Origin of the sequence: Sinorhizobium sp. BJ1 (assembly GCF_002531555.1) — a bacterium.
Taxonomy (GTDB): domain Bacteria; phylum Pseudomonadota; class Alphaproteobacteria; order Rhizobiales; family Rhizobiaceae; genus Sinorhizobium; species Sinorhizobium fredii_B.
The window spans coordinates 71,057-93,711 of sequence record NZ_NWTH01000003.1 but is presented as its reverse complement, the minus strand read 5'-3'; the positions used below and the strand labels follow the sequence as shown (position 1 = coordinate 93,711).

Below are 22,655 nucleotides of genomic sequence, written 5' to 3'. Positions count from 1 at the left end.
TGCATGCGCTGCCCCTATTGCAGTTCCGAAGACAGTCAAGTGAAGGATTCCCGTCCGGCTGAGGACGGGAATGCCATTCGCCGCCGCCGCATCTGCCCTGATTGCGGCGGCCGCTTCACGACCTTCGAGCGGGTGCAGTTGCGTGAGCTGATGATTATCAAGAAGACCGGTCGGAAGGTGCCCTTCGACCGGGACAAGCTCTTGCGCTCCTTCGAGATCGCCCTGCGCAAGCGCCCGGTCGATCGTGACCGTATCGAGCGGGCGGTGTCTGGTATCGTCCGCCGCCTGGAAAGCTCCGGCGAGACGGAGATTCCCTCGGAGGAAATCGGCCTACAGGTGCTTGAGGCCCTGAAGAGCCTCGACGATGTCGCCTTCGTGCGATACGCCTCCGTCTATCGGGATTTTTCCCACGCCGAGGATTTCGAGAAGGTCATTGCCGAGATCAGCGCCAAGATCGCGCGCGATCCCAGCGAATAGCTCTAGTTAGCGGAGGAGCGCATGGGCGGGCCGACGCGTGAGGACGAGAGATTCATGGCGGCGGCATTGCGCCTCGCCCGCCGCAATCTCGGTCTGACCTCCACCAATCCCTCCGTCGGCTGTCTTATCGTCAAGGACGGAACGATTGTCGGCCGAGCGGTGACGGCGCCAAGCGGACGCCCGCATGCGGAATCGCAGGCTCTTGCCGACGCAGGTGAGAAGGCGAGGGGGGCGACCGTCTATGTCACCCTCGAACCCTGTTCGCATCATGGCAAGACGCCGCCCTGTGCCGACGCGCTTATCGCCTCGGGCGTCGCCCGCGTCGTCGTTTGCCTTCTGGACCCAGACGAGCGCGTGGCCGGTCGCGGGGTCGTGATGCTCCGCGACGCCGGCATCGGAGTCGACATCGGTGTCCTTCGCGACGAGGGCGAGAGGGTGCTGGAAGCTTATCTTATGCGCCAGCGGATGAAGCGGCCGCATGTCACCCTCAAGCTCGCCGTCTCGGCCGACGGCATGATCGGACGAAAGGGGGAAGGGCAGCTGAGGATCACCGGTGCGGTCTCGCGCGCCCAGGTCCAGGTGTTGCGCGCCGAGACGGATGCCATCCTCGTCGGGGCCGGTACGGCAAATGCCGACGATCCGGAACTCACCGTTCGGTTACCTGGGCTTGAAGAGCGTTCGCCAATCCGTATCGTCCTTGATCGACGTCTAGACTTGACGGTCGAATCGAAGCTCGTCCGCTCGGCCGGTGCGGTCCCAATGATCGCCGTCGCAGATTCGGTGCTCGATCGGGCCGCAACAGCGAGGCGCAGCGCGCTGGAAGAAGCCGGCGTCGAAGTGTTGAATGCCGATACCGTTGCCGATCTTTTGACGGCGCTGGCCTCGCGCGGCATTTCCTCGCTTCTGGTCGAAGGCGGCGCGCGGGCGGCGCGCCAGTTTCTCGATGCGGGGCTGGTCGATCGAATTCTGCTGTACAACGGGCCGGCGACTATTGGCGCAGACGGCATCCGATCCCCATTTGGTCGGACGACCGTACCCGCCGGGTTTTCGCTCAAGCGAACGGCCCGTTACGGCGATGATATTTTCGACGATTACGAAAGAGATACCGGATGTTCACAGGCATAATCACCGATATCGGCACCGTGGAGAAGGTCACGGCGCTCCGGGAAGGCATCAAGCTTCGCGTCGCCACCAGCTATGATCCGAAGACGATCGACATGGGAGCCTCGATCGCCCATGCCGGGGTGTGCCTGACCGTAACGGGCCTGCCGGAGGCTGGCAGCAACGAGCGCTGGTTCGAAGTCGAGGCCTGGGAAGAGGCGTTGAGGCTGACGACCGTTTCCGGCTGGCAAGAGGGCACGCGCATCAATCTCGAGCGTTCGCTGAAGATCGGCGACGAGCTCGGCGGCCACATCGTTTCCGGCCATGTGGACGGCCAGGCGGAAATTCTCGCCGTTGAACCGGAAGGCGACGCGGTGCGCTTCCGGCTCCGCGCGCCGGAACATCTCGCCCGCTTTGTTGCGCCGAAGGGTTCCGTTGCGCTAGACGGCACTTCTCTGACCGTCAACCGGGTCGATGGCGCCGACTTCGACGTGCTGTTGATCCGCCATTCGCTCGAAGTCACCACCTGGGGTGAACGCCGGGCCGGCGACCACGTCAATTTCGAGGTCGATACCATGGCGCGCTATGCGGCCCGGCTCGCCGAGTTTCCCGTTTCCCAGGGAGAATGATGTCGATGGCGGCCGAAGGGTTTCGACGGCGGATGGCGGTATTTTGATCCTCTCCAGTCGGTGCGAAAGGTACCTAAGCGGTCAGTACATCCTCTATTCGGATCGGCAGGGTGCGCACGCGCCTGCCGGTCGCGTGGACGGCGCGTGGTAGGCCGGATAGGTGGCCGAGGCCACACGCATGCCGATCAGGAGACGACCGTCGCGCATGGAGCGCGGTTCGGAAACCCGATGCGACCAACCGAAGCGCTCGGCGGCGAGGTCTTATCATTTCATCAGCGAGCGGCTGGAGAAGGGCTTGTTCTCGCTCTCATCGATCTCGGGTTCGTTCCGCCGCCGTAGTTCGACAGGATCGAGCCCGAGGGCGTAGGACAGTTCATCCAAGGCGCATTCGAGCGCGAAGATGCCACTCGCCTCGCCCGGTCCGCGCATATGGTTCGGCGTACCGATTTCGAGCTGCCGCAGTCTGTACTGCGTGCGCACGTTCGGGCAGGAATACATGTAGCCGCTAGCGCGAACTGCAGGCGAACTATACTTTGTCGATTGCGCTATTGAAACGCGCTTGGTGCAGTTGCAGTGGGCGAAATGCGGGGCGGCGTCCCCGATCGGGGACGCCGCCTTGAGGCGGGATGGGAAACCGCGCGGTTTCCCGTCCGGTACTGCTTTCGAGGAGGTCAGCGAACGTAGATTGTCAAACCACCGTCGGCGGCTTCCTCGGCGCCGGCGATGTTGTTCATCTCGACACGTTGCGCCTTCAGCTTGGATGCCAAGGGCTTGTTGGCATCGACTGCTGCGAGCAGGGCGGTGCGTTGTTCCGCCGTTGCCTCATCGATCCACATCCGGGTCTGGTTCTCCTGGTTCAACGTGTCGACGTCGACGACTCTGACATTGTCGCCCTTGAAGGCGCGAACGGTGTGGTCGATGTGACTCGGCCAGTTCATCTTGGCGTCCGTGGCATAGGTGATGCCGCCGAAGCTCAGTGTGGAGAGGGCGGCGATGACGGAAAAAGTCGCGATGCGGTTCATTGTCATGCTCCTTTGCTCGCGGTTGCGGCCCGGGCAGGCAATCGAACGCATGACTCGTTGCGATTGCTGAGCCGGTCGCGCGGCTCCGCTTTGGCCAGCACGGACCGTTTGCGGGTGGGGTCATCCGCAGCAAGTGGCGCTGGATTGTTTCGACTGGTTGGGGTGGCGTTTCCCCGTTGCTTCCGGTGTCGCGCCGTGCCAACGGTTACGAAACTGGGCCGGAATGTGGCCATTTCCGAGGCGTAAGTTCCTGAAAAATAGTTAAAAATCGTTCATGTTCGCGGGTGCCAACAAGCCCGGCAAAATGGACGCCGGAGCCTGGCCTTGGCTCAGACTGCGCCCGTCGACCGGCGTTCGAACATGAGCATCGGTCTACCGTGATAGGTCGTGCGCCGGAATTCCCTAAAACCATGCTTGAGCGCGACCCGGATCGAAGCCTCATTGCCGGGTTCGATGATGCAGGTCTTTCTAAGGGCGGGAAACTCGCGATCGCCCCAGGCGAGTGCGGCGGAGACCGCCTCCGTCGCAAAGCCGCGGCCATGGCACTTCGGCGAAAGTGCCCAGCCCATCTCCATCGTTCCCTCGAGCGATGGTGTGATCTCGCGGTGGGGATCATGGAATCCGGCCTCGCCGATGAACGCACCGCCGTCCTTCTCCTGGATCGCAAAGAAGCCGAAGCCGAAATAGTGCCACATCCCCACCTGGCGCAAGAACCGCGTCCAGGACTGTTCGCGCGTGTAGGGCACGCCACCCACGTGACGCGTCACTTCCCCGTCCGCGAAGAGTGCGCTGTAGCAGGGAAAATCGTCGCGCCGATAGGGGCGCAAGAGAAGCCGCTCGGTCTCGATTACGGGCACACGATGCATTTTCACTCCGGTTTGGCTGATGGGGCCGGTTTGGCTGATGGAGAAGGTGAAGTTAGGTCCTGAGCGCAGCCCGGCTCACCATCCCAATAGTCGGTTGCCGATTGAGGCCGGCCGATAAAGTCGAACGAAGCCTCGCGCGTGTCGGACCGCCGGGTTCTGGCCAGGAACTTGCCGGAGTCCGGATATTCGCAAATCTCGGTCGAGGCCATGGTCGATATCGACAGATACTTGAGCGGCAACGTTCCTGTGTTGATCAGGTGATGCGCCGTTTCAGGACCGCCAGCCGGTGCGCCGAGCACGTCGCCGGGCCCGACGGCATAGCGTTCGCCGCCGAAGCGGTATGTGCCCTCTCCCTCGAGAATGATGAACAATTCCTCCTCGACATGGTGGTTGTGAAAGGGGCAGCCGGATTTGCCCGGCGGCACCTCGCCATAGCTGATGCCGAGGTCTTTCAGGCCGAGAAGCGCACCGAACGAGGCGTCGCGCGATTCGAAGAACGAGCCGCGGCGCCAGTGGTCGAGGCCGAGCTGGTCGAGACTGACGATCGGTTTGCGGATTTCCGTCATGGCTTTCCTCCCGGCCGTGGCGGCCCTTCCGCAGCGTGAACAGCTTCACCTTGCAGAATCGGCCGCAATATACTTGAGGTTTTAAAGCTAGTATATGCCGGAACCGTCACCGGAGCAGCCTGAGGCGGAAGATGGCGCGGCAAATGGCCTCCGCATGCAGGAATTTGCTTGCCATTCTGCGCAGGCCGTGGTTTGACCGCCGCCTGCGCTGGCCGAGGCCGGCCCATATTTCAAGACAGGTGATCCATGGCGAATACCAAGCCGGTCCGCATCCTGATTGTGGAAGCGCGCTTCTATGACGATATGGCCGACGCAATGCTCGACGGGGCGAAGCATGCGCTCGACGCAGCCGGCGCGACCTATGATATCGTTACGGTTCCGGGCGCCCTGGAAATTCCCGCGGCACTGGCCATGGCGCTCGATGGTGCCGACGAAGGCGGAACCGACTACGACGGCTTCGTTGCGCTCGGCATGGTGATTCGCGGCGAGACCTATCATTTCGACATCGTGGCGAACGAGTCGGCGCGTGCTTTGATGGATCTCGCCGTGAGCGAGAGCCTGGCGCTCGGCAACGGCATCCTGACGGTGGAGAATGAGGAACAGGCGTGGGCGCGTGCCCGTCGCTCGGAGGGCGACAAGGGCGGCTTTGCCGCGCGTGCCGCGCTCACCATGATCGAACTGAAGAACAAGCTGAGTAAAGAACAGTGACGAACACCCCCTCGGATCAGCCGCTGAAGCAGGTCAACCAGCGTGGCGCCGCGCGCCTTGCGGCCGTTCAGGCCCTCTACCAGATGGAAGTCGGCGGAACCGGCGTGCTCGAGATCGTTGCCGAGTTCGAGGCGCATCGTCTTGGCCAGGAACTGGACGGCGAGACCTATCTCAAGGCGGACGCCTCCTGGTTCCGCTCGATCGTCTCCGGCGTCGTGCGCGACCAGCGCAAGCTCGACCCGTTGATCGGATCGGCGCTTCAGGACGATTGGGCGCTTTCGCGACTCGATTCCACCGTCCGCGCCATCCTGCGCGCCGGCACTTTCGAACTGCTCGAGCGCAGGGACGTACCGGTTCCGGTGATCGTTACCGAATATGTCGAGATCGCCAAGGCCTTCTTCGAGGACGAGGAGCCGAAGCTCGTCAACGCTGTCCTCGACCGCATCGCCAAGCAGATCCGCGGCGAGCAGCGGACATAGCCCCTCATGCTTGTTGCGGCCGGGGACGACATCGGAACGGTTCTTCGCGAGGCCCGCCGCAACGTCCTTCTGCTGACTGTCGCCCAGGCGCTGCTCGGCGTCGTCGGGCCGATCAGCTTCGCCGTCGGCGGTATTGCGGGCCATCAATTGCTCGGCGACGACAAGTCGCTCGCGACCGCGCCGCTGACCGCATTCAATGTCGGAATGGCGCTTGGCGTCATCTTGGTGGCGATCCTGTCGCGATCGATCGGACGGCGCTTTGCCTTCATGGCTGGCGCGACGGTTGCCATGATCGGCGGCATGATCACGGCGGCCGCTCTTTTCCAGGCGAGTTTCTGGCTTTTTGCAGCCGGTCTGGCTATTCTCGGGTCCTCGAGCGGTTTCACCCAGAAGCTGCGTTTCGCCGCCGCGGATGCGTCGCCGTCCTTCTACAAAGCATCGGCAATTTCCTGGATTCTCGGCGGCGGCATCGTCTCGGCGGTCCTTGGTCCTCAGATCGTCATCTTGGCCGGCGACTTCTTCGCACCCGTATGGTTCGCCGGTGCCTTCGTCGCGCTGATACCCGTCTGCCTCTTCGCCCTTTTCTTCTTTATCCCCCTGCGGCTCCCGGAAGCCACGAAGGCGTCATCCGCAGAAGCGGGTCTACCCGCCCGTTCGCTCCGCGAGATCGCCGGCAGCCAGCGCTTTCTGACCGGGATGGTCTGCGGCATCTCCTCCTATGCGCTGATGACCTTCATGATGACCGGCGCCCCGGTCGCCATGGTCGTCGGCTGCGGTTTTTCGAGCGATCTCGCGACGCTTGGGATCCAATGGCACGTGCTTGCCATGTTCGCTCCGAGCTTCGCCACAGGTTGGCTAATAACCCGCTTCGGCGCGGAGCGCGTCGTCGCCTGCGGGCTCATGTTGCTCATGGGCTGTGCGGCCGTCGCCCATCTTGGCTTGGCGCTCTGGAACTTCTGGGGCGCTCTCGTTCTCCTCGGGCTCGGCTGGAACTTCGGCTTCATCGGCGCGACTTCAATCGTCGCCCAGAGCTACCGACCGCATGAGGCGGACAAGGTCCAGGGCTTCCACGACGTGGTGCTGTTTTCGACTGTTGCCGTCTCGTCCTTCGCCTCCGGCAAGGTTCTGGCCGCCTACGGCTGGGACATGCTCAACGCGGTCATCTGGCCGGTGGCGGGCCTCTGCCTTTTGCTCCTCGTCCTCCTGATGCGTTCGAGCAAGAGAGCGGCCGCCTGAAGCCACGCTCGCTTCCTGAAAGCCTGACCCTCAGAGGCCGGCATGCCGGCAATTTCAGGGGCTTGACGATCCACCATCGCAACCGCACTCTGGCCGCGCCGTGGGGGCATGCCGCTTGAGGAGGGGCATGCGATTCGCGGGACAGAGGGGCCGGCGGCAGGGAGTTGAGGCCGCGGGTTTAAACGGAGGAAAGTGCGAAATGACCATATTGTTGGGCGTTATCGCATGCGGGTTGCTTTCGGTGGCCTATGCCATCTGGGCGACACAGTCGGTGATGGCCGCCGACCAGGGGAATGCCCGCATGCAGGAGATCGCAGGTTTTATCAGAGAGGGGGCGCAGGCCTACCTCACGCGTCAGTACACAACCATTGCCATCGTCGGTGTCGTCGTATTCTTCGCTGCATGGGTTTTGCTTTCGGGTGCGGCCGCCATTGGATTCTTGATCGGCGCGGTGCTCTCGGGCGCGGCCGGCTTCATCGGCATGCATGTTTCGGTCAGGGCCAATGTCCGCACGGCCCAGGCCGCATCGGTCAGCCTCGCCTCCGGTCTCGATATCGCCTTCAAATCCGGTGCGATCACCGGTCTTCTGGTGGCAGGCCTCGCGCTCCTGGGCGTCTCGGTCTACTACTTCATTCTCACCGTCGGCCTCGGCCATGGACCGGCCGAACGTGAGGTCATCGATGCGCTTGTCGCACTCGGCTTCGGCGCCTCGCTGATCTCGATCTTCGCCCGCCTCGGCGGCGGCATCTTTACCAAGGGTGCCGATGTCGGCGGTGACCTCGTCGGCAAGGTGGAAGCCGGAATTCCGGAAGACGATCCGCGCAACCCGGCGACGATCGCCGACAATGTCGGCGACAATGTCGGCGACTGCGCCGGCATGGCCGCGGACCTCTTCGAGACCTATGCGGTCTCCGTGGTGGCAACCATGGTCCTCGCATCGATCTTCTTCGCCGGCGCGCCGATCCTCGCGACCGTCATGGTCTACCCACTGGCGATCTGCGCCGCTTGCATCATCACCTCGATCATCGGCACGTTCTTCGTTAAGCTGGGCACCAACGGCTCGATCATGGGCGCGCTCTATCGAGGCCTGATCGTCACGGGCGTGTTGTCGATCTTCGGTCTTGGCGCAGCGACGTCGTTGACGATCGGCTGGGGTTCGATCGGAACCGTTGCAGGGCAGGACGTCACCGGTTGGGCCCTGTTTCTTTGCGGCATCATCGGCCTCGTCGTCACCGCGCTCATCGTCGTGATCACCGAATACTATACGGGCACCAACAAGCGGCCGGTGAACTCGATCGCTCAGGCCTCGGTGACCGGCCACGGCACCAACGTGATCCAGGGCCTCGCCGTCTCGCTCGAATCGACCGCCTTGCCGGCGATCGTCATCGTCGGCGGCATCATCACGACCCATCAGCTCGCCGGTCTTTTCGGCACCGCGATCGCCGTCACCGCCATGTTGGGCCTCGCCGGCATGATCGTCGCCCTCGATGCCTTCGGCCCGGTCACCGACAATGCCGGCGGCATTGCCGAAATGTCGCACCTGCCGCCCGAGGTGCGCAAGTCGACCGACGCTCTGGATGCAGTGGGCAATACGACGAAGGCTGTGACCAAAGGCTACGCTATCGGCTCTGCGGGGCTCGGTGCATTGGTGCTGTTTGCGGCCTATTCGAACGACCTCACCTATTTCGCCGCGAATGGCGACAAGCACCCCTACTTCGCCGACGTGGGAACGATCTCGTTCGATCTCTCGAACCCCTATGTCGTCGCCGGCCTGATCTTCGGCGGTCTCATTCCCTATCTCTTCGGCGGCATTGCCATGACCGCCGTCGGAAGGGCTGGCGGCGCCGTCGTCGAGGAAGTGCGCCGACAGTTCAAGGAAAAGCCGGGCATCATGGAAGGCAAGGACCGGCCGGACTATGGCCGTGCCGTCGACATGCTGACCAAGGCGGCGATCCGCGAGATGATCATTCCCTCGCTCTTGCCGGTTCTCGCACCCATCGTCGTCTATTTCGGCGTGCTGCTGATTTCCGGCTCGAAGGCCTCGGCCTTCGCGGCACTCGGCGCCTCGTTGCTCGGCGTCATCGTCAACGGGCTTTTCGTGGCGATTTCGATGACCTCGGGCGGCGGGGCATGGGACAATGCGAAGAAAAGCTTCGAGGACGGTTTCGTCGACAAGAACGGCACGCGCCACATGAAAGGATCGGAGGCGCACAAGGCGTCGGTCACCGGCGACACGGTCGGCGATCCTTACAAGGATACGGCTGGTCCGGCCGTCAATCCGGCAATCAAGATCACCAATATCGTGGCCCTGTTGCTGCTCGCCGTGCTCGCCTGACGCTACGCCCCTTCAACAGAAAAGCCCGCGGAACTCGGTTCCGCGGGCTTTGTTGTGAAAAGGCATTTCGTCAGTTGTTGCCGAAGTTCTTGAACAGGTTGCGCGCCGCAGCCTGTCCGGCACCGGGGCCGGTCAAGAGCTGGCCGAGGAAGCTCGTTTCCTTGCCGCCGGTCGGCGTCGTCCGCGTCAGCATGTCGAACACCTTGCCGTCCTTCATCGTATAGTGGGCAAGTTGGCTGACGACGCCCTCCTTGTCGAAATAGACGGCGAGGATCGACTGGTCGATCAGCTTCGGCTTCATGAAGGCGACCGGGCGCTTGCGCTTCTGCGAGATGTAGTAGAACACCTCGTTGTCGAACGTCGCGGTGGTCGATGGGGTGCCGAGCGACAGCATGACCTGTTCGCGGCTCGATCCGACGGGAACGAGGTTCAACGTTTCCTGATCGACGACATAGCCCTGGTGCAGGACTTCGCCGACATCCATTGCCTGGCAGCCGGCAAGCGCTGTAGTGCATAGGGAAGCCACGATCACGGCACGGCCAAGAACTTTCAGGTTTGTTGTCAGATACCGCTTCGTCAACGACTGCTCCCCTTGGAGTAACGATGGCATATGCGCCATTGCAATTCGTGCCTGCTTCGGTAAACCAGCTTCGGCTATCATGCAACAACGTCATGGGCGCGTGCCCATGAATTCGAGAAAGCCACGGTTGGGCTTTGTTATGATTTTTGGACTGTTCAAGAGAAAAAGCGGCAATATTGCGATTGTGGAGCGCCAGTATGCGCTTCTGACCGCGGCGGCGCGCCAGCCGTTTCTCTATACCGACCTCGATGTGCCCGATACGGTGATGGGCCGTTTCGAGATGTTGTCGGCGATCCTGATCCTTTATTTCCGCCGCACCCGGGCCTCGGCACGCACCGGCCAGGAAATCGCGCAGGAGATCGTCGATGCCTTCTTCGAGGATGTCGACCACTCGATCCGAGAGCTTGGCGTCGGCGATGTCAGCGTGCCGAAGAAGATGAAAAAGTTCGCCGGCATGTTCTATGGCCGCCTGGAATCCTATGCGGCTGCGCTCGAGAATGGCGACAGGCAGGCTCTTGCCGACGCGCTGCGGCGCAATTTTCATCCGCAGCAAGAGGACGCGCCGACGATGATAGGCTTGGCACGTTATCTCATTTCCGTCGAAGCCGGGCTCGCGGAAGTTCCGGAAGACCTGGTCGAAACGGGACAGTTGCGCGTTCCACCGGCGGTGAGCCAATAGGGCGCCCGGCAGCGCAGCGGCATTTGCGCAACGGGCTAAGGCGGGCGCTGCAGGAAGGATCTTTTCTCATGAAGCACGAAAGCAAACCGGCATTTTCTTATCCGGTAAAGGTGGGGCATATTTCGGCCAATCCGGTCGGGGTGCATCTGTCCGCCAACGAGACCGAGCGGCGGGCGCTCGCTGCCCTTTGGAAGGTCAACGAGGTCCGCTCGCTTGCCGCCGATCTGCAGATCGGACGCTGGAAGAAGGATGGCGTGAAGATCAAGGGCGAGGTGCGGGCCGAGCTCGTCCAGACCTGCGTCGTCACGCTGGGCCCTGTCGAGGCGGAGATATCCGAGCCGGTCGAGGCGATCTTCGTGCCGGAGGGCTCCCGCCTGGCGCGGCAAGCCGACAATGACGGCGGCGAGATGATCCTCGATCCGAGCGGTCCGGACATTCCCGATACCTTTTCCGGCGATACGATCGACGTCGGCGTGGTCGTCAGCGAGCAGGTGGCGCTTGCGATCGATCCCTATCCCCGCAAGCAGGGCGCGGTCTTCGGCGAGCGCATCGAAAGCTCGGCGGCAGACGACAAGCGGCCCAATCCGTTCGCGGTCCTGAAGGATTTGAAAAAGGATTGAAACGGAATCGGCCGGGCTTACAATTCGGTTGTCACGCAGACGAAAAGCAGTATTTTGGCCCGACTTCAGCCGAGGGGGCCGTGGTGCCGACGCGCTGCCATTCTGGCCCAAGTGTCAGAAGGAGAGACGAATCGCCGTTGCGTATGGATTGCGCAGGGGCGGAATGCGTCGCGTGGCGGGAAAAAGGGATAAGACACGCGTGGTCAGAATTTCACTTGACGTTATGGGAGGCGACTATGGTCCGGAGGTCGTCATCCCCGGCGCAGCCAGAGCGCTCGAACGTCACCCGGACATAAAGTTCGTCCTGTTCGGCCAGGAAGCGCTCTGCGCCGAACTGCTGGCCAAGTACCCGAAGCTTCAGGCAAGCAGCACTTTTCAAGATTGCGAAATCGCCGTCGGCATGGACGAGAAGCCGAGCCAGGCGCTGCGGCGCGGCCGCGGCAAGTCGAGCATGTGGAACGCGATCGACGCCATCAATGCCGATGAAGCCGATGTCGTGGTCTCGGCGGGCAACACCGGCGCGCTGATGGCCATGTCGGTGTTCTGCCTTCGCACGATGCGAGGCATTCAGCGTCCGGCGATCGCGGCCATCTGGCCGACGCTCAAGGGCGAGAGCATCGTGCTCGATGTCGGTGCGACGATCGGCGCGGATGCGCAGCAGCTCATGGATTTCGCGCTGATGGGCGGCGCCATGGCCCGTGCGCTGTTCGAGGTCGAGCGTCCCTCCGTCGGGCTGCTGAATGTCGGCGTCGAGGAGATCAAGGGCCAGGAAGAGGTCAAGGAGGCCGGCCGGCTCATTCGCGAGGCCAATATCGAGGGGATCGACTACTACGGTTTCGTCGAGGGCGATGACATCGGCCGCGGCACGGTCGACGTGGTGGTGACCGAGGGCTTTTCCGGCAACATCGCGCTGAAGGCGGCCGAGGGCACCGCCCGCCAGATCGCCGAATATCTCCGTGCCGCCATGTCGCGCACGCTTCTAGCGAAGATAGGCTATGTCTTCGCCAAGGCTGCTTTCGACCGAGTGCGCGAGAAGATGGACCCGCGCAAGGTCAATGGCGGCGTATTCCTCGGGCTGAACGGCGTGGTCATCAAGAGCCACGGCGGCACGGATGCGGAAGGCTTCGCCGCCGCGATCGACGTCGGCTACGACATGGTGAAGAACGGCCTGAAGGCCAAGATCGAGGCCGACCTGGCACGCTACCACGGCGCCGAGCCGACCGAAGCCCTGCCGCCGGCATGATTGAAGAGGTTTGATTAGATGATCCGTTCTGTCGTTCGCGGCTTCGGTGCAGCGCTGCCGAAGCGAGTGATGACCAATAAGGAAATGGAATCCAAGGTCGAAACGTCCGACGAATGGATCGTGCAGCGGACCGGCATCCGCCAGCGCCACATCGCCGGCGAGGGCGAGACGACCGCCTCGCTCGGCGAGGGCGCGGCGCGCGCGGCGCTCGAGCGGGCCGGCATGACGGCAGATGATCTCGATCTCATCATCGTTGCGACCTCGACGCCCGACAACACCTTCCCGGCGACCGCAGTCAATATCCAGAACCGCCTCGGCATGCGCCATGGGGCGGCCTTCGACCTGCAGGCGGTCTGTTCCGGCTTCGTCTATGCAGTCGCCACGGCCGATGCCTATATTCGCGGTGGTCTCGCCAAGCGCGCCCTCGTTATCGGTGCCGAGACCTTTTCGCGCATTCTCGACTGGTCGGACCGCACCACCTGCGTGCTCTTCGGTGACGGCGCCGGCGCCATCATTCTCGAAGCACAGAAGGGCGACGGCACCAATGCCGATCGCGGTGTGCTGACGGCGCAATTGCGCTCCGACGGCATTCACGGCGACAAGCTCTATGTCGATGGCGGCCCCTCGACGACCGGTACGGTCGGTCATCTCCGCATGGAGGGGCGCGAGGTCTTCAAGCATGCCGTCGGCATGATCACCGACGTGATCGAGGCGGCCTTCGAAGCCACGGGAACGTCATCCGACGATGTCGACTGGCTGGTACCGCATCAGGCCAACCGCCGGATCATCGACGGTTCGGCGAAGAAGCTGGGCATTCCGAACGAAAAAGTTGTGGTGACCGTCGACCTCCATGGCAACACGTCGGCGGCCTCCATTCCGCTGGCGCTCGAGACAGCCGCCTCCGACGGCCGCATCAAGAAGGGTGATCTCGTGATGCTCGAAGCCATGGGCGGTGGCTTCACCTGGGGTTCCGTTCTCATCCGCTGGTAAAAAAATTGAATGACCGCAGGCGCTTGACCGAAAAAGGCAAGGGCAATAGTCTTCAATCGCTGATCGGCATGCCAGACATCGGTGGGGGAAGATGAGCGGAAAAACAGTAACGCGAGCAGACTTGGCTGAGTCGGTTTTTCGCAAGGTCGGTTTGTCTCGGACGGAGTCTGCCGAGCTGGTGGAGACCGTCATCGACGAGATCTGCAACGCAATCGTGCGTGGCGAGAGCGTGAAGCTGTCTTCTTTTGCAACCTTTCAGGTGCGCGACAAGAACGAGCGCATCGGTCGAAACCCCAAGACGGGCGAGGAGGTGCCGATCTCGCCGCGCCGGGTGATGACATTCAAGGCCTCCAACGTGCTGAAGCAACGGGTCCTGAAGGCGCATCTCAGCCGAAAGGCCAAGCAGAAGCAGACCGGAACGGCCTCCTGAGGCACAGCCGCAACCACAAATGTGGTTGAAAACCCATCCATAAGCCATTGAAATGGGCCTGATTCGTGCGATCATCGCGCAATAATCCAGTCATGCGGTCGCTAATTTAGTATCGCATGAACATGGAAATGGGGACGACATGGAAAAAAGCCCGGACGCCTTTCGTACCATCAGCGAGGTCGCAGACGAACTCGACCTGCCCCAGCATGTGTTGCGGTTCTGGGAAACGCGTTTCCAGCAGATCAAGCCGATGAAGCGTGGCGGCGGCCGGCGCTACTACCGGCCCGAGGACGTCGATCTGCTCAAGGGCATTCGCCACCTGCTCTACGATCACGGCTACACGATCAAGGGCGTGCAGAAGCTTCTGAAGGCCAATGGCAACAAATTCGTCGCCGCGATCGCGAGCGGCGATCTCGCCACCGTCGAGGCGCTTGCGGCGTCCAGCCACGAAGAACCGCCGGCGCCGAAGATCGGGGTCGCCGACGAGGATCAGATCGTCGGCCGCCCCAAGGCTCCGGCAAGCCGACGCTTCTTCTCGTTCGGCGCCGGCGGCGACGATGCGGAAATTTCGATCGGCAAAACCTCCGTCGGCAAGGAGGACCGGGCGCTCCTCCAGGAAGCGCTTTACGATCTCTTGGAGTGCAAGCGCCTGCTCGACCAGGTGCGGTAGCGGATCGTCCTCTCACCATTAGAGCCGTCCATGGGGAACTCGTTCGCCCCGGGGCGAACTGCAGCTGACGCGCCTGGTTCAACAGATTTGATGGCAGTTCCGCCGCCACGGCGATATCGCCGAAGAGCAGCTCGGTTTCCGCGATCATGCCCTCGTCCAGTGGGCCGGGTTCGCTCGGGTTGAAATCACCGAGCAGCACAAGCAACGTCTCGATTCATCGTCGTAGATCGTCGGCGAAGCCGAGGAGACGCCCGGTGATCCGGAGCCGCTTGCCAAACACGAATGGGCGAGGCTCAAGGCCAATGACAGCCTTGAATATCGCAACTGTCACTCGTCGGCGGCGATGGACCTTTCCAAGCAGACGCAGCGCGCCGCTGAGATACATACGCGCTACCTGCTGCCCGGGAGGGCCACCTGCATCGACTGCCACAAGGGTATTGCCCACGAACTACCGAGCATGCAGGGTGTCGCGCCCGGCTGGAAGCTGCCGCCCGAACTCGAAGGAGAGACGCTGGCCTCGACATCCGCCATCGATGACCTGAAGCGGGCCATCAATGACATCCACAGGACAGTCCTTGCGAACTGAGGTCGTCAATGCCCCATCATGGTGTTCGCGTGGGCTCCGGTGACCTTTTCCAGGGTCCGCCGCGCTTGGCATGGGCTTTACCGCGATCGCACCTTCCGCAGTCTGGACGAGTGCGACGTTGGTCGGTTTGCCCTTGCAAAAAACACCGCCGCCGTTTGAGTTGTGTTCCGGACGGTGGTGGATCACCGAGGTGATAGCGGTTCCAGTCCCGTCGCATTGACAGGCAAGCCGCGGTCGCCACAGGATGCGAGCAGATCTCCCGCAGGTTCATGCCCTTACAAGGAAAAATTAGTTGAACCTTTCCGTGCGGCTTATTCTTCTCGGGCTCGGTTGGATCATGGTCTGTATCGGCGTGGCAGGCATATTCCTGCCGCTTCTGCCGACGACGCCCTTCCTGCTCCTGGCCGCCTGGCTCTTTGCACGATCATCTCCGCGTCTCGAACAATGGCTGTTCGATCATCCCTTGTTCGGACAGCCATTGCGCGATTGGCGGAAAGACGGTGCGATATCCCGGGGCGCAAAGATATGCGCGTTGTCGCTCATGGCTCTTGGTTTCGCATTCTTCTGGCTCCGCCTTCAACCCTCCATGCTCACGGCATCCATCATTGCATTGATCATGCTTGCCCTGGGCGCGTTCATCGTCTCCCGGCCTGAACCGCGGAGGTAAATTCCGTGACAGTGTCGGCCGCGAGCGGAACCGTCTCGTGCGTTCCTATCCCATATTTGGTGGGTGGATCGGGGAAGGAGCGTTCCATAGGTAACACGTACCGCGCGCACTCTGTGGCAAAATACACTGGGTCAGTCCGACCTGGCATTCGCAACCACGGGAGGCAGGCATGCAAGTAGCAGATCACATTGAACGCACGAGAGCAGATCGCTCGTCCCCAGAGGTCCTGGATCGGCTCCAGGCGATCTATCAACGTCGGCAAAAGGATGAGTGGCGCGCAACCGTGGATAAGCTGGATGCGCTGCGCCAGTCGTTCGGCGAAGAGCGGCGCCAGATCTTTCCGCCCGCGTTGCGCGACAGAATCACAAGCACTGCGAGGGGCGGCAGACGCGACAATCCCCGCGGTCCGGGCCTTCGCTACAAGTCGCTTCTCGAAGCCAGAAACGCAGACGTGGACCTAAAGGCGGTCAAGGGGCTGCACGACCGTGCCTATGACAAGTTTGGTCAGCTGGTGAAAGGCTACAGTGCCTTTCACTTTCACGAATCGGTGGTCGGAAGCCTCGCCGATGCCTTGGCTCAGCCGCCGATCGTTTACGTCGCGCCCGATCCCGACAAGGAAAAGCTGTTCTATCCGCATTTCGGCGGCTGCTGGGACCGGCTTGATCAAAACCAGGCGACCGGCGACGGAGCGATCGTCGAAAACCGTTCCTATCTGGATTGCGCCGCCCGCATGGGATCCAAGCTGGTTGCCCGCAACGATGACGCGTCCGACGTCGACCTCCTCTGCGCCTATCGGGAGAACGGCTACCTCGTTCCATTCAAGACGCTGCGCACGGGCATACTTCAGGTCAAGGCCGATCTGTCGGCGCTCATTTGCCGCCATCATATCTCGACCTATGACGAGTTCGGCTGGTCCGACTTCCATGCCACCACGCACGGCAGGCTCGTCATGGCCGTGTTCTGGAACTGGGATGATGTCGATCCGGCCAACGAGGTAAGTGACCAATGGTTCATATCGGGCCTCGACTGCCGCGGCGACGGCGAGAGCTTCCCCGGCACGAGCGTCCAGGCGACCCCGGGTGAAAGAAGAATCATCAACCTGTTCACGGAGATGGCCTTCCCGGCTGGCCGCGAACTCTGGGTCTATGTCGGCGTTGCTGATCGTATCTGGGCGCTGCTCAATGATGTCAGCATCGACATCTCGATCGACTCGGCTTGGCTGCTGAACTCGCTGGCGATCCGTTCGGTCTGAAATGATCCGGTGGAAAAAGAGCAGGACCTATCCGCTCCCGGTGTGAGGGACAGAATAATTCTTGCTTTTTCAAGGAGATAATGGTCGGAGCGGCGGGATTCGAACCCACGACCCCTTGACCCCCAGTCAAGTGCGCTACCGGGCTGCGCTACGCTCCGACCCGCTTTGTTACAAGCCCGCTCTCATTAATCGGAACATACGGGCGGCGCAAGGGGAAAATGGATTATCGCCCGTCTATGGCAGCTTCGAGGAAAGCCGCAGTGGCGCAGACGCATCGGAGCGAACGGATTTGTGATTTGGTCGACGGCGGAGGCGCAGATACACTGCGCCTGCAACAACAGGAGAAGCCCCATGAAGCGCATCCTCGTACTTGCAGCCGCCCTCGCATTTTCCGCGACGGCAGCATCAGCCGCTTGCCTCGGCCACAACGACACCACGGCCTCTGCGGGCCCGGTAGACAAAGAGATCACGACGGCCAGCGTGACGAAGACCGAAGAGTCCAAGCCGGCCGACGAGCTTCTCCTGCAGCAGAAGCTGCAGCAAGAAGAACCGACCACAGAAGACTAGCCCAGGAGAGCGGCGAATGCGGGTCTCGCCGGGCGTTTCATGGCGCCTTCGAGGCCCGCTTTCCGCGTCATATCCGACCACGGTCGCAAGCATCTAATCTGCCGATAACGCATGTTTATTGAGCCCGCCAGCGGTGCGGGCGCATGGCGAGCTGGTTCGGGCACTTCGAGGAGGCGCAATGAAGCGGCTGCCGATCCGTCTCGATCGGCGGCTTCATGGCAGAGGGAGTCTTTCCGCACGGACCTGCCGCCGGTTGCGGTACTCGAGCGCGGCGCAACCCCAGACAATCCCGAGCAGCATGTAGAAATGACGCCAGTGATCGGTATCGATGACATTGCCGATGCCGACATGGCCGACCAGCGTCACCCACGCGATCATCAGATATGGCTGCCAGGGCCGGTCGAGCAGCAGAAGTCGAAAGCCGAGCGCGAGCGTCCACGCGATGAGCGTCACATAGGCGACGAACCCCAACCAGCCATAGGAGGTCAGGCTTTTCAGCCAGACATTGTGCTCGTCCTCCAGAAAGATCATGCCGAACATCAGCGGCCCGATGCCGAGTGGCCTTTCCATCGACATCAGAAAGCCGATCCGGTGCCGGTCGAAACGCCCGAGGTGCCCGCCGTCATAGTTTTGGACGAGTTGCGAGCGGCTCGAAAAGAGCGCTGCCACCTGTTCCGATTGCAGGGCGGCGGCAAGTGCCGCCATGACGAAGAGCGCGCCGCAGAGCGTAAGCACAAGGATTCTGAGCCGGAACAGGCCGCTGCGCTCCTTGAGGAGCATGACGAAGATCAGGGCGGCGACACAAAAGAGATTGAGCGCCCAGGCAGCGCGGGAGAAGGAAAGGAAGACCCCGAGAGTGAGCGCGACGAGGCCGGCGATTTTCAACGGGGCCCGCCGGATCGGCTGCGTGAGCAGGCCATGCACCAGATAGAGCACCGGCGCGGCGAGAAACGGCCCGAAGACGTTCGGATCCTGGAAGGCACCCTTGGCACGGTCGTAAAGGGTGAAGTGTGCCGCCCCCGGGATCGCACCGAAATAGCCGAGAATGCCGAGAAGGGCGGTGATCACAGCGGCCGAAACCCAGGCGTTGAAGATCAGCCGCAGGCGCTGGTGACGGTCTTCGACGATCGCGGCGAAGAAGAAGGCGGTAAGCGCGAGGAAGCCCGAGACGGCCATGTACAACGGACCGGTGGCGAGTTCGTCCATCACCGTCAGCGACAGCATGCCGCCAATCATGAACAGGATGAGCAGGGCAAGCAGGGGTGCGATGGCGCGCGAAATCTTCAGACCGAAGAGAAACCAGAGACCGATGAGGCCGGCCATGAAGACTTCATAGGGCGCGGGCTCCGCGATCACGAAGCCCGACAGGAAGACGCCGATCGTCACCAGGCCGGAGCCGATGATCGATACCGCGGCGAGCTGTGGCCGGAAGATGGCCGCCTGCGAAGCGTTGGCGGAGATCAATACGCGTTTTCCGTATTGAGCAGCCGGAAGGGCGTCAGAAACAGAATCTTGAGATCGAGAAGCAGCGACCAGTTCTCGATATAGTAGAGATCGAAGGCGGTGCGGAAGCGGATCTTTTCGTCATTGTCGATCTCGCCGCGCCAGCCGTTGATCTGGGCCCAGCCGGTGACGCCGGGCTTGACCCGGTGGCGGGCGAAATAGCCTTCTACGACATCCGAATAGGTGCGGTTGTGCGTTTGGGCGAGAAGGGCATGCGGGCGCGGTCCGACAAGAGAGAGCTCGCCTTTCAGCACGTTGAAGAGCTGCGGCAGTTCGTCGATCGAGGATTTGCGCAGGAAACGGCCGACGGGCGTGACGCGGGGATCTCCCTTGGTTACCGCATTGCGGGCGGTCGGATCGCTCATGTGCGAGTGCATCGAGCGGAACTTGTAAACTTCGATGGTCTCGTTGTTGAAGCCGTGGCGGTGTTGCTTGAAAATGATCGGGCCGGGGGAGGTGAGTTTGACCGCGACCGCGGCGACCAGCATCACGGGCCAGAGCAAGGCGAGCGCCACGATGCTGAAGAAAATGTCGAAGCATCGCTTGGCGACGGAATCCCAATCGGCGATCGGCTTGTCGAAGATGTCGAGCATCGGCACCTGACCGACATGGGAGTAGCTGCGGGGCCGGAAGCGCAGATTGTTGGCATGGGCGGCGAGGCGAATGTCGACCGGCAGCACCCAGAGTTTCCTCAGAAGTTCGAGGATGCGCTTTTCCGCCGTCAGAGGCAGCGAGAAGATCAGCATGTCGATCCGGGCGAGCCGCGCGAATTCGACGAGTTCGTCGACGGTACCGAGCTTCGGGTAACCGGCGATCACGTGCGGCGAGCGCCGTTCGTCGCGGTCGTCGAAGATGCCACAGATGCGGATGTCGTTGTGTGGCTGGTGCTCGATCGTACGGATCAGGTCTCTTGCCGGAGCACCGCCGCCGACGATCACCGCGCGGCGCTCCATCGTGCCGTTGCGCGACCAATGCCGGATCGAATAGGCGATGAAGGCGCGTTCGGCAACCAGGAAGAGCGCGCCGGCGACGAACCAGCCGCCAACCCAGACGCGCGAATAGAGATGGCCCGATTTCAGGAAGAACAGAACGAGCGCGATCGTGCCGAAAGTCGCCACCCAGGCGGCCAGAATGCGTGGCGTCATTCGCAGCCATGCCCTGAGTGCCGGCACCTGGTAGGTGTCGGCAATCTGCATGGCGATCACGGCGAGTGCTGATCCAAGGGCGAGAATGGCGAGGTAGACCGGTAAATCCTGGAGCGCCGGACGGACATATTGCGTATTGATGGCATAGCCGATCGCAAAGAGGGCGCAGAGATCGAGCAGCCGAATGAGACCGGTGATCATGGACGGAGAATAGGTATCGGCCCGGAACTGGAGCGCGATCTGCCGGGCCAGCGGGTTGAGCGGCGGCAGGCTTTTCTCGGTCTTTTTTCCGTCGAGAGAAGTCGTTCGGATCTCGGAGACCTTCTTGCGAAGCGCCTCGGTATCGAAGGTCTCGGGCCTGTCAAACTGGTTCATGGTGGCTTCCCGGCGCTGTCCCTACGCCCGGATAGCAGAAAGCCACTAAGAAACGCTTACGTTGTACGAAGGCGCGCCTCGGCAAAAAGCGTTTCCTCCGTAAGTTCACGATAGAGCTGCATGACGCGCCGGGTCATCACAGCGGCCGAGAAGCGGGACTTGAAGCGCTCCGTGTCGGGCATCGTCCGGGCCGCCCAGTCCTGATCGACGGCCGCCGCCATGACATCGGCGAGCGCCCTGGCATCTGCCGGCTCGACGAGTGCTGCGCTGTCGGCGCCCAGCACTTCCGGCATGCCGCCGACGCGCGACGCGATCACCGGCTTTCCGGCGGCGAGTGCTTCGAGAAGGATGTAGGGCATCGATTCGGCGCGTGAGGGAATAACCACGGTACGGGCAAGCGCAAACGCATCGCGCGCCTTCATCGCCGGGAGCATCCTGACGCGATCTCCGAGCCCCATGCCCGCGATCATGTCTTCATACTGGGATTGCTGCGGACCGTCGCCGATCATCACGCCCGAGAGCGGCCGTCCCGCAAGTCCTTCGGCCTTTGCGAAGCCCTCGATAAAAAGATCCGGCCCCTTCAGGTCCCGCATCATGCCGATATAGAGGAAGTCGGCTGCATCCGCGCTTGCCGCGACCGGCGCGAACTCCGTGTCGCCGATGCCGTTATAGATCAGCTCGTTGCGCCCCACCGGCCGCCCGACCTTGGCGAAATAGGTCTGCCGCTCGAAATCGCAGACGAAGACGAGCGCGTCGGTGAGACGCTCCTGCAAGCGCTCCATCCGGAAGATGGCGCCGCCGGTCAGGGATCCCCGCTCATAGTGGAGGCTGCCGCCATGGGGCGAATAGAGGCGGGCTACGCGATACTTGTTGACCCGCAGTGCTGAACCGATGATGCGTGCGAGTACGCCGCCCTTGGCGCCGTGCCCGTGCAACACATCCGGTTGCAAGCTCCTGATCTGCTTGTAGCTGCGCCAGAGCGCGCCAATGTCCGAGGGCCCGATCGTGCGATGGATCGGCGTGCGGACGATGCCGAGCGCCAAGAGGGGGCGGATCTCGTCGAAAAGCGCGTCCTCATAGGAGCCGCCCGTCGTGCTGTCGCAGAGAATTCCAACCTGATGGCCCGCTTCCGCATGGGCCTCGGCGAGATCCCGAACATGACGGAAGATGCCGCCGATCGGCGATCTGAAGCAATGAAGGATCCGTATGGGGCGTTCATTCGGCATGGGTTTAGAAGAGCCGTTCGCGAACATAGATCGTGTCGCCCGCAAGCACCGGATCGGTGATCGGCACGCGACCCGTTATGATGCGGCCATTGACCTTGCGGGTGATGTCGGCATTTGCCTGGTTTGCACGCGGGGTGAAGCCGCCGGCGACGGCGATGGCGTTCTGCACCGTCATCCCCGGGACATAGCTGTATTGGCCGGACTGACCCACTTCGCCCATGATGAACACCGAGCGGTAGCGGTCGACTTCGATCGTCACGTCCGGATCGCGCAGAAAGCCTTCGCGCAGCTTGGCGGCGATCATTCCCTCCAGTTCCGGCAGCGTATGGCCGCGGGATGGGACGGCTCCAATCAGCGGGAAGGCAACGTAGCCGGCCTGGTCGACCGTGTAGCTACCGCTAAGGCCGGGCTGTTCGAACACGGTGACGCGAAGCCGGTCGCCGCTGTCCAGCCTGTAGGGCTGGATCGTCGCCTCGCTGAAGCCCTTCGGAGCCGGCTGATAACTCGTGCAACCGCTGGCGAGCGCCGACAATATTGCCACGGCGAAAGCGCGTGCGGTCTTTGTGCCTGCGATCGACATGCGGGTTCTCGTTGGCTCCGGAAATGAACACCTCTCTGCGACGTTATCGATCCGTTAGGGTTAATAGCCGGTAAACTCCCGGTGGAATTCCGATGGAGCTGCGATCGGGGTCAGTCAAGGCGC

Annotated in this window: 25 protein-coding genes, 1 tRNA gene and 1 pseudogene; 17 read left to right on the top strand and 10 right to left on the bottom strand. The window is 62.3% G+C overall.

The window, feature by feature from the left end:
• Positions 1-3: 3 nt before the first annotated feature.
• The 3 genes from nrdR to CO676_RS03755 are packed head-to-tail and all read left to right on the top strand — an operon-like array spanning position 4 to position 2,207.
• Positions 4-477, top strand: a complete 474-nt coding sequence (gene nrdR, locus CO676_RS03765; RefSeq protein ID WP_012707532.1) for a transcriptional regulator NrdR — start codon at positions 4-6, stop codon at positions 475-477.
• Between the two features lie 21 nt (positions 478-498).
• Positions 499-1,602: a bifunctional diaminohydroxyphosphoribosylaminopyrimidine deaminase/5-amino-6-(5-phosphoribosylamino)uracil reductase RibD gene (gene ribD / locus CO676_RS03760; protein WP_097519703.1), complete on the top strand. Its 1,104-nt coding sequence runs from the start codon at positions 499-501 to the stop codon at positions 1,600-1,602.
• A complete protein-coding gene (locus CO676_RS03755; protein WP_097519702.1) occupies positions 1,587-2,207 on the top strand; it encodes a riboflavin synthase in 621 nt (206 codons plus the stop codon). Before ribD ends, CO676_RS03755 begins: the two co-directional genes overlap by 16 nt.
• Before the next feature lie 264 nt (positions 2,208-2,471).
• On the opposite strand, the gene CO676_RS35910 is transcribed toward CO676_RS03755, so the two are convergent.
• The 4 genes from CO676_RS35910 to CO676_RS03735 form a co-directional block, all read right to left on the bottom strand.
• The gene (locus CO676_RS35910; RefSeq protein WP_014761711.1) at positions 2,472-2,705 is read right to left on the bottom strand and encodes a molybdopterin cofactor-binding domain-containing protein; all 234 of its coding nucleotides are present in this window, start codon (positions 2,703-2,705) and stop codon (positions 2,472-2,474) included.
• Between the two features lie 173 nt (positions 2,706-2,878).
• Entirely contained in the window at positions 2,879-3,229 is a 351-nt protein-coding gene (locus CO676_RS03745) for a hypothetical protein (protein WP_014761712.1), read from the bottom strand.
• Between the two features lie 329 nt (positions 3,230-3,558).
• Positions 3,559-4,095 (bottom strand): GNAT family N-acetyltransferase, encoded by a 537-nt coding sequence (locus CO676_RS03740; RefSeq protein WP_097519701.1) that lies wholly within the window; start codon positions 4,093-4,095, stop codon positions 3,559-3,561.
• Between the two features lie 2 nt (positions 4,096-4,097).
• Positions 4,098-4,661, bottom strand: a complete 564-nt coding sequence (locus CO676_RS03735) for a cupin domain-containing protein (RefSeq protein WP_014761714.1) — start codon at positions 4,659-4,661, stop codon at positions 4,098-4,100.
• Between the two features lie 246 nt (positions 4,662-4,907).
• Between CO676_RS03735 and ribH the strand changes: the two genes are divergently transcribed.
• From ribH to CO676_RS03715, 4 genes are all read left to right on the top strand, one after another.
• A complete protein-coding gene (gene ribH / locus CO676_RS03730; RefSeq protein ID WP_014761715.1) occupies positions 4,908-5,369 on the top strand; it encodes a 6,7-dimethyl-8-ribityllumazine synthase in 462 nt (153 codons plus the stop codon).
• On the top strand, positions 5,366-5,848 hold the full coding sequence (gene nusB / locus CO676_RS03725; RefSeq protein WP_097519700.1) for a transcription antitermination factor NusB: 483 nt from the start codon (positions 5,366-5,368) through the stop codon (positions 5,846-5,848). The genes ribH and nusB overlap by 4 nt, the downstream gene beginning before the upstream one ends.
• A gap of 6 nt (positions 5,849-5,854) precedes the next feature.
• Positions 5,855-7,084, top strand: a complete 1,230-nt coding sequence (locus CO676_RS03720; protein ID WP_014761717.1) for an MFS transporter — start codon at positions 5,855-5,857, stop codon at positions 7,082-7,084.
• 199 nt (positions 7,085-7,283) lie between these two features.
• Complete coding sequence (locus CO676_RS03715) at positions 7,284-9,419, top strand: sodium-translocating pyrophosphatase (RefSeq protein ID WP_097519699.1); 2,136 nt, start codon at positions 7,284-7,286, stop codon at positions 9,417-9,419.
• Positions 9,420-9,489: 70 nt separating this feature from the next.
• Here CO676_RS03715 and CO676_RS03710 read toward each other — a convergent pair whose 3' ends face one another.
• On the bottom strand, positions 9,490-9,999 hold the full coding sequence (locus tag CO676_RS03710; protein ID WP_014761719.1) for an outer membrane protein assembly factor BamE: 510 nt from the start codon (positions 9,997-9,999) through the stop codon (positions 9,490-9,492).
• 139 nt (positions 10,000-10,138) lie between these two features.
• On the opposite strand from CO676_RS03710, the gene CO676_RS03705 reads away from it, so the two are divergent.
• The 9 genes and pseudogenes from CO676_RS03705 to CO676_RS03660 all read left to right on the top strand — a co-directional run bounded on the left by CO676_RS03705 (position 10,139) and on the right by CO676_RS03660 (position 17,136).
• Positions 10,139-10,678, top strand: coding sequence for a ubiquinol-cytochrome C chaperone family protein (locus CO676_RS03705; RefSeq protein ID WP_041413914.1), 540 nt, complete (start codon positions 10,139-10,141; stop codon positions 10,676-10,678).
• A gap of 68 nt (positions 10,679-10,746) precedes the next feature.
• Positions 10,747-11,298 carry a DUF177 domain-containing protein gene (locus CO676_RS03700; RefSeq protein ID WP_097519698.1) on the top strand — a complete coding sequence of 184 codons (552 nt, stop codon included), beginning with the start codon at positions 10,747-10,749 and terminating at the stop codon, positions 11,296-11,298.
• Between the two features lie 199 nt (positions 11,299-11,497).
• Positions 11,498-12,541, top strand: coding sequence for a phosphate acyltransferase PlsX (plsX, locus tag CO676_RS03695; protein ID WP_041413915.1), 1,044 nt, complete (start codon positions 11,498-11,500; stop codon positions 12,539-12,541).
• 18 nt (positions 12,542-12,559) lie between these two features.
• Complete coding sequence (locus CO676_RS03690) at positions 12,560-13,531, top strand: beta-ketoacyl-ACP synthase III (protein WP_014761723.1); 972 nt, start codon at positions 12,560-12,562, stop codon at positions 13,529-13,531.
• Between the two features lie 91 nt (positions 13,532-13,622).
• The gene (locus CO676_RS03685; protein ID WP_014761724.1) at positions 13,623-13,961 is read left to right on the top strand and encodes an integration host factor subunit alpha; all 339 of its coding nucleotides are present in this window, start codon (positions 13,623-13,625) and stop codon (positions 13,959-13,961) included.
• Positions 13,962-14,100: 139 nt separating this feature from the next.
• Positions 14,101-14,631: a MerR family transcriptional regulator gene (locus CO676_RS03680; RefSeq protein ID WP_014761725.1), complete on the top strand. Its 531-nt coding sequence runs from the start codon at positions 14,101-14,103 to the stop codon at positions 14,629-14,631.
• Between the two features lie 268 nt (positions 14,632-14,899).
• Positions 14,900-15,217 (top strand): annotated as a pseudogene (locus CO676_RS03670) (NapC/NirT family cytochrome c); the annotation flags it as partial.
• Between the two features lie 292 nt (positions 15,218-15,509).
• Positions 15,510-15,884 (top strand): DUF454 family protein, encoded by a 375-nt coding sequence (locus tag CO676_RS03665; RefSeq protein WP_097519697.1) that lies wholly within the window; start codon positions 15,510-15,512, stop codon positions 15,882-15,884.
• A 169-nt stretch (positions 15,885-16,053) separates the two neighbouring features.
• Complete coding sequence (locus CO676_RS03660) at positions 16,054-17,136, top strand: hypothetical protein (protein ID WP_097519696.1); 1,083 nt, start codon at positions 16,054-16,056, stop codon at positions 17,134-17,136.
• A gap of 81 nt (positions 17,137-17,217) precedes the next feature.
• Here CO676_RS03660 and CO676_RS03655 read toward each other — a convergent pair.
• Positions 17,218-17,294: transfer RNA gene (locus CO676_RS03655), tRNA-Pro, on the bottom strand.
• Between the two features lie 193 nt (positions 17,295-17,487).
• On the opposite strand from CO676_RS03655, the gene CO676_RS03650 reads away from it, so the two are divergent.
• Positions 17,488-17,703: a hypothetical protein gene (locus CO676_RS03650; RefSeq protein WP_097519695.1), complete on the top strand. Its 216-nt coding sequence runs from the start codon at positions 17,488-17,490 to the stop codon at positions 17,701-17,703.
• 213 nt (positions 17,704-17,916) lie between these two features.
• Here CO676_RS03650 and CO676_RS03645 read toward each other — a convergent pair whose 3' ends face one another.
• The 4 genes from CO676_RS03645 to CO676_RS03630 are packed head-to-tail and all read right to left on the bottom strand — an operon-like array spanning position 17,917 to position 22,532.
• The gene (locus tag CO676_RS03645) at positions 17,917-19,167 is read right to left on the bottom strand and encodes an O-antigen ligase family protein (protein ID WP_097519694.1); all 1,251 of its coding nucleotides are present in this window, start codon (positions 19,165-19,167) and stop codon (positions 17,917-17,919) included.
• Positions 19,164-20,726 carry an undecaprenyl-phosphate glucose phosphotransferase gene (locus CO676_RS03640; protein ID WP_097519693.1) on the bottom strand — a complete coding sequence of 521 codons (1,563 nt, stop codon included), beginning with the start codon at positions 20,724-20,726 and terminating at the stop codon, positions 19,164-19,166. The genes CO676_RS03645 and CO676_RS03640 overlap by 4 nt, the downstream gene beginning before the upstream one ends.
• Positions 20,727-20,782: 56 nt before the next feature.
• Positions 20,783-21,952: a glycosyltransferase family 4 protein gene (locus CO676_RS03635; protein ID WP_179875401.1), complete on the bottom strand. Its 1,170-nt coding sequence runs from the start codon at positions 21,950-21,952 to the stop codon at positions 20,783-20,785.
• A 4-nt stretch (positions 21,953-21,956) separates the two neighbouring features.
• A complete protein-coding gene (locus CO676_RS03630) occupies positions 21,957-22,532 on the bottom strand; it encodes a polysaccharide biosynthesis/export family protein (RefSeq protein ID WP_014763989.1) in 576 nt (191 codons plus the stop codon).
• Positions 22,533-22,655 lie beyond the last annotated feature (123 nt).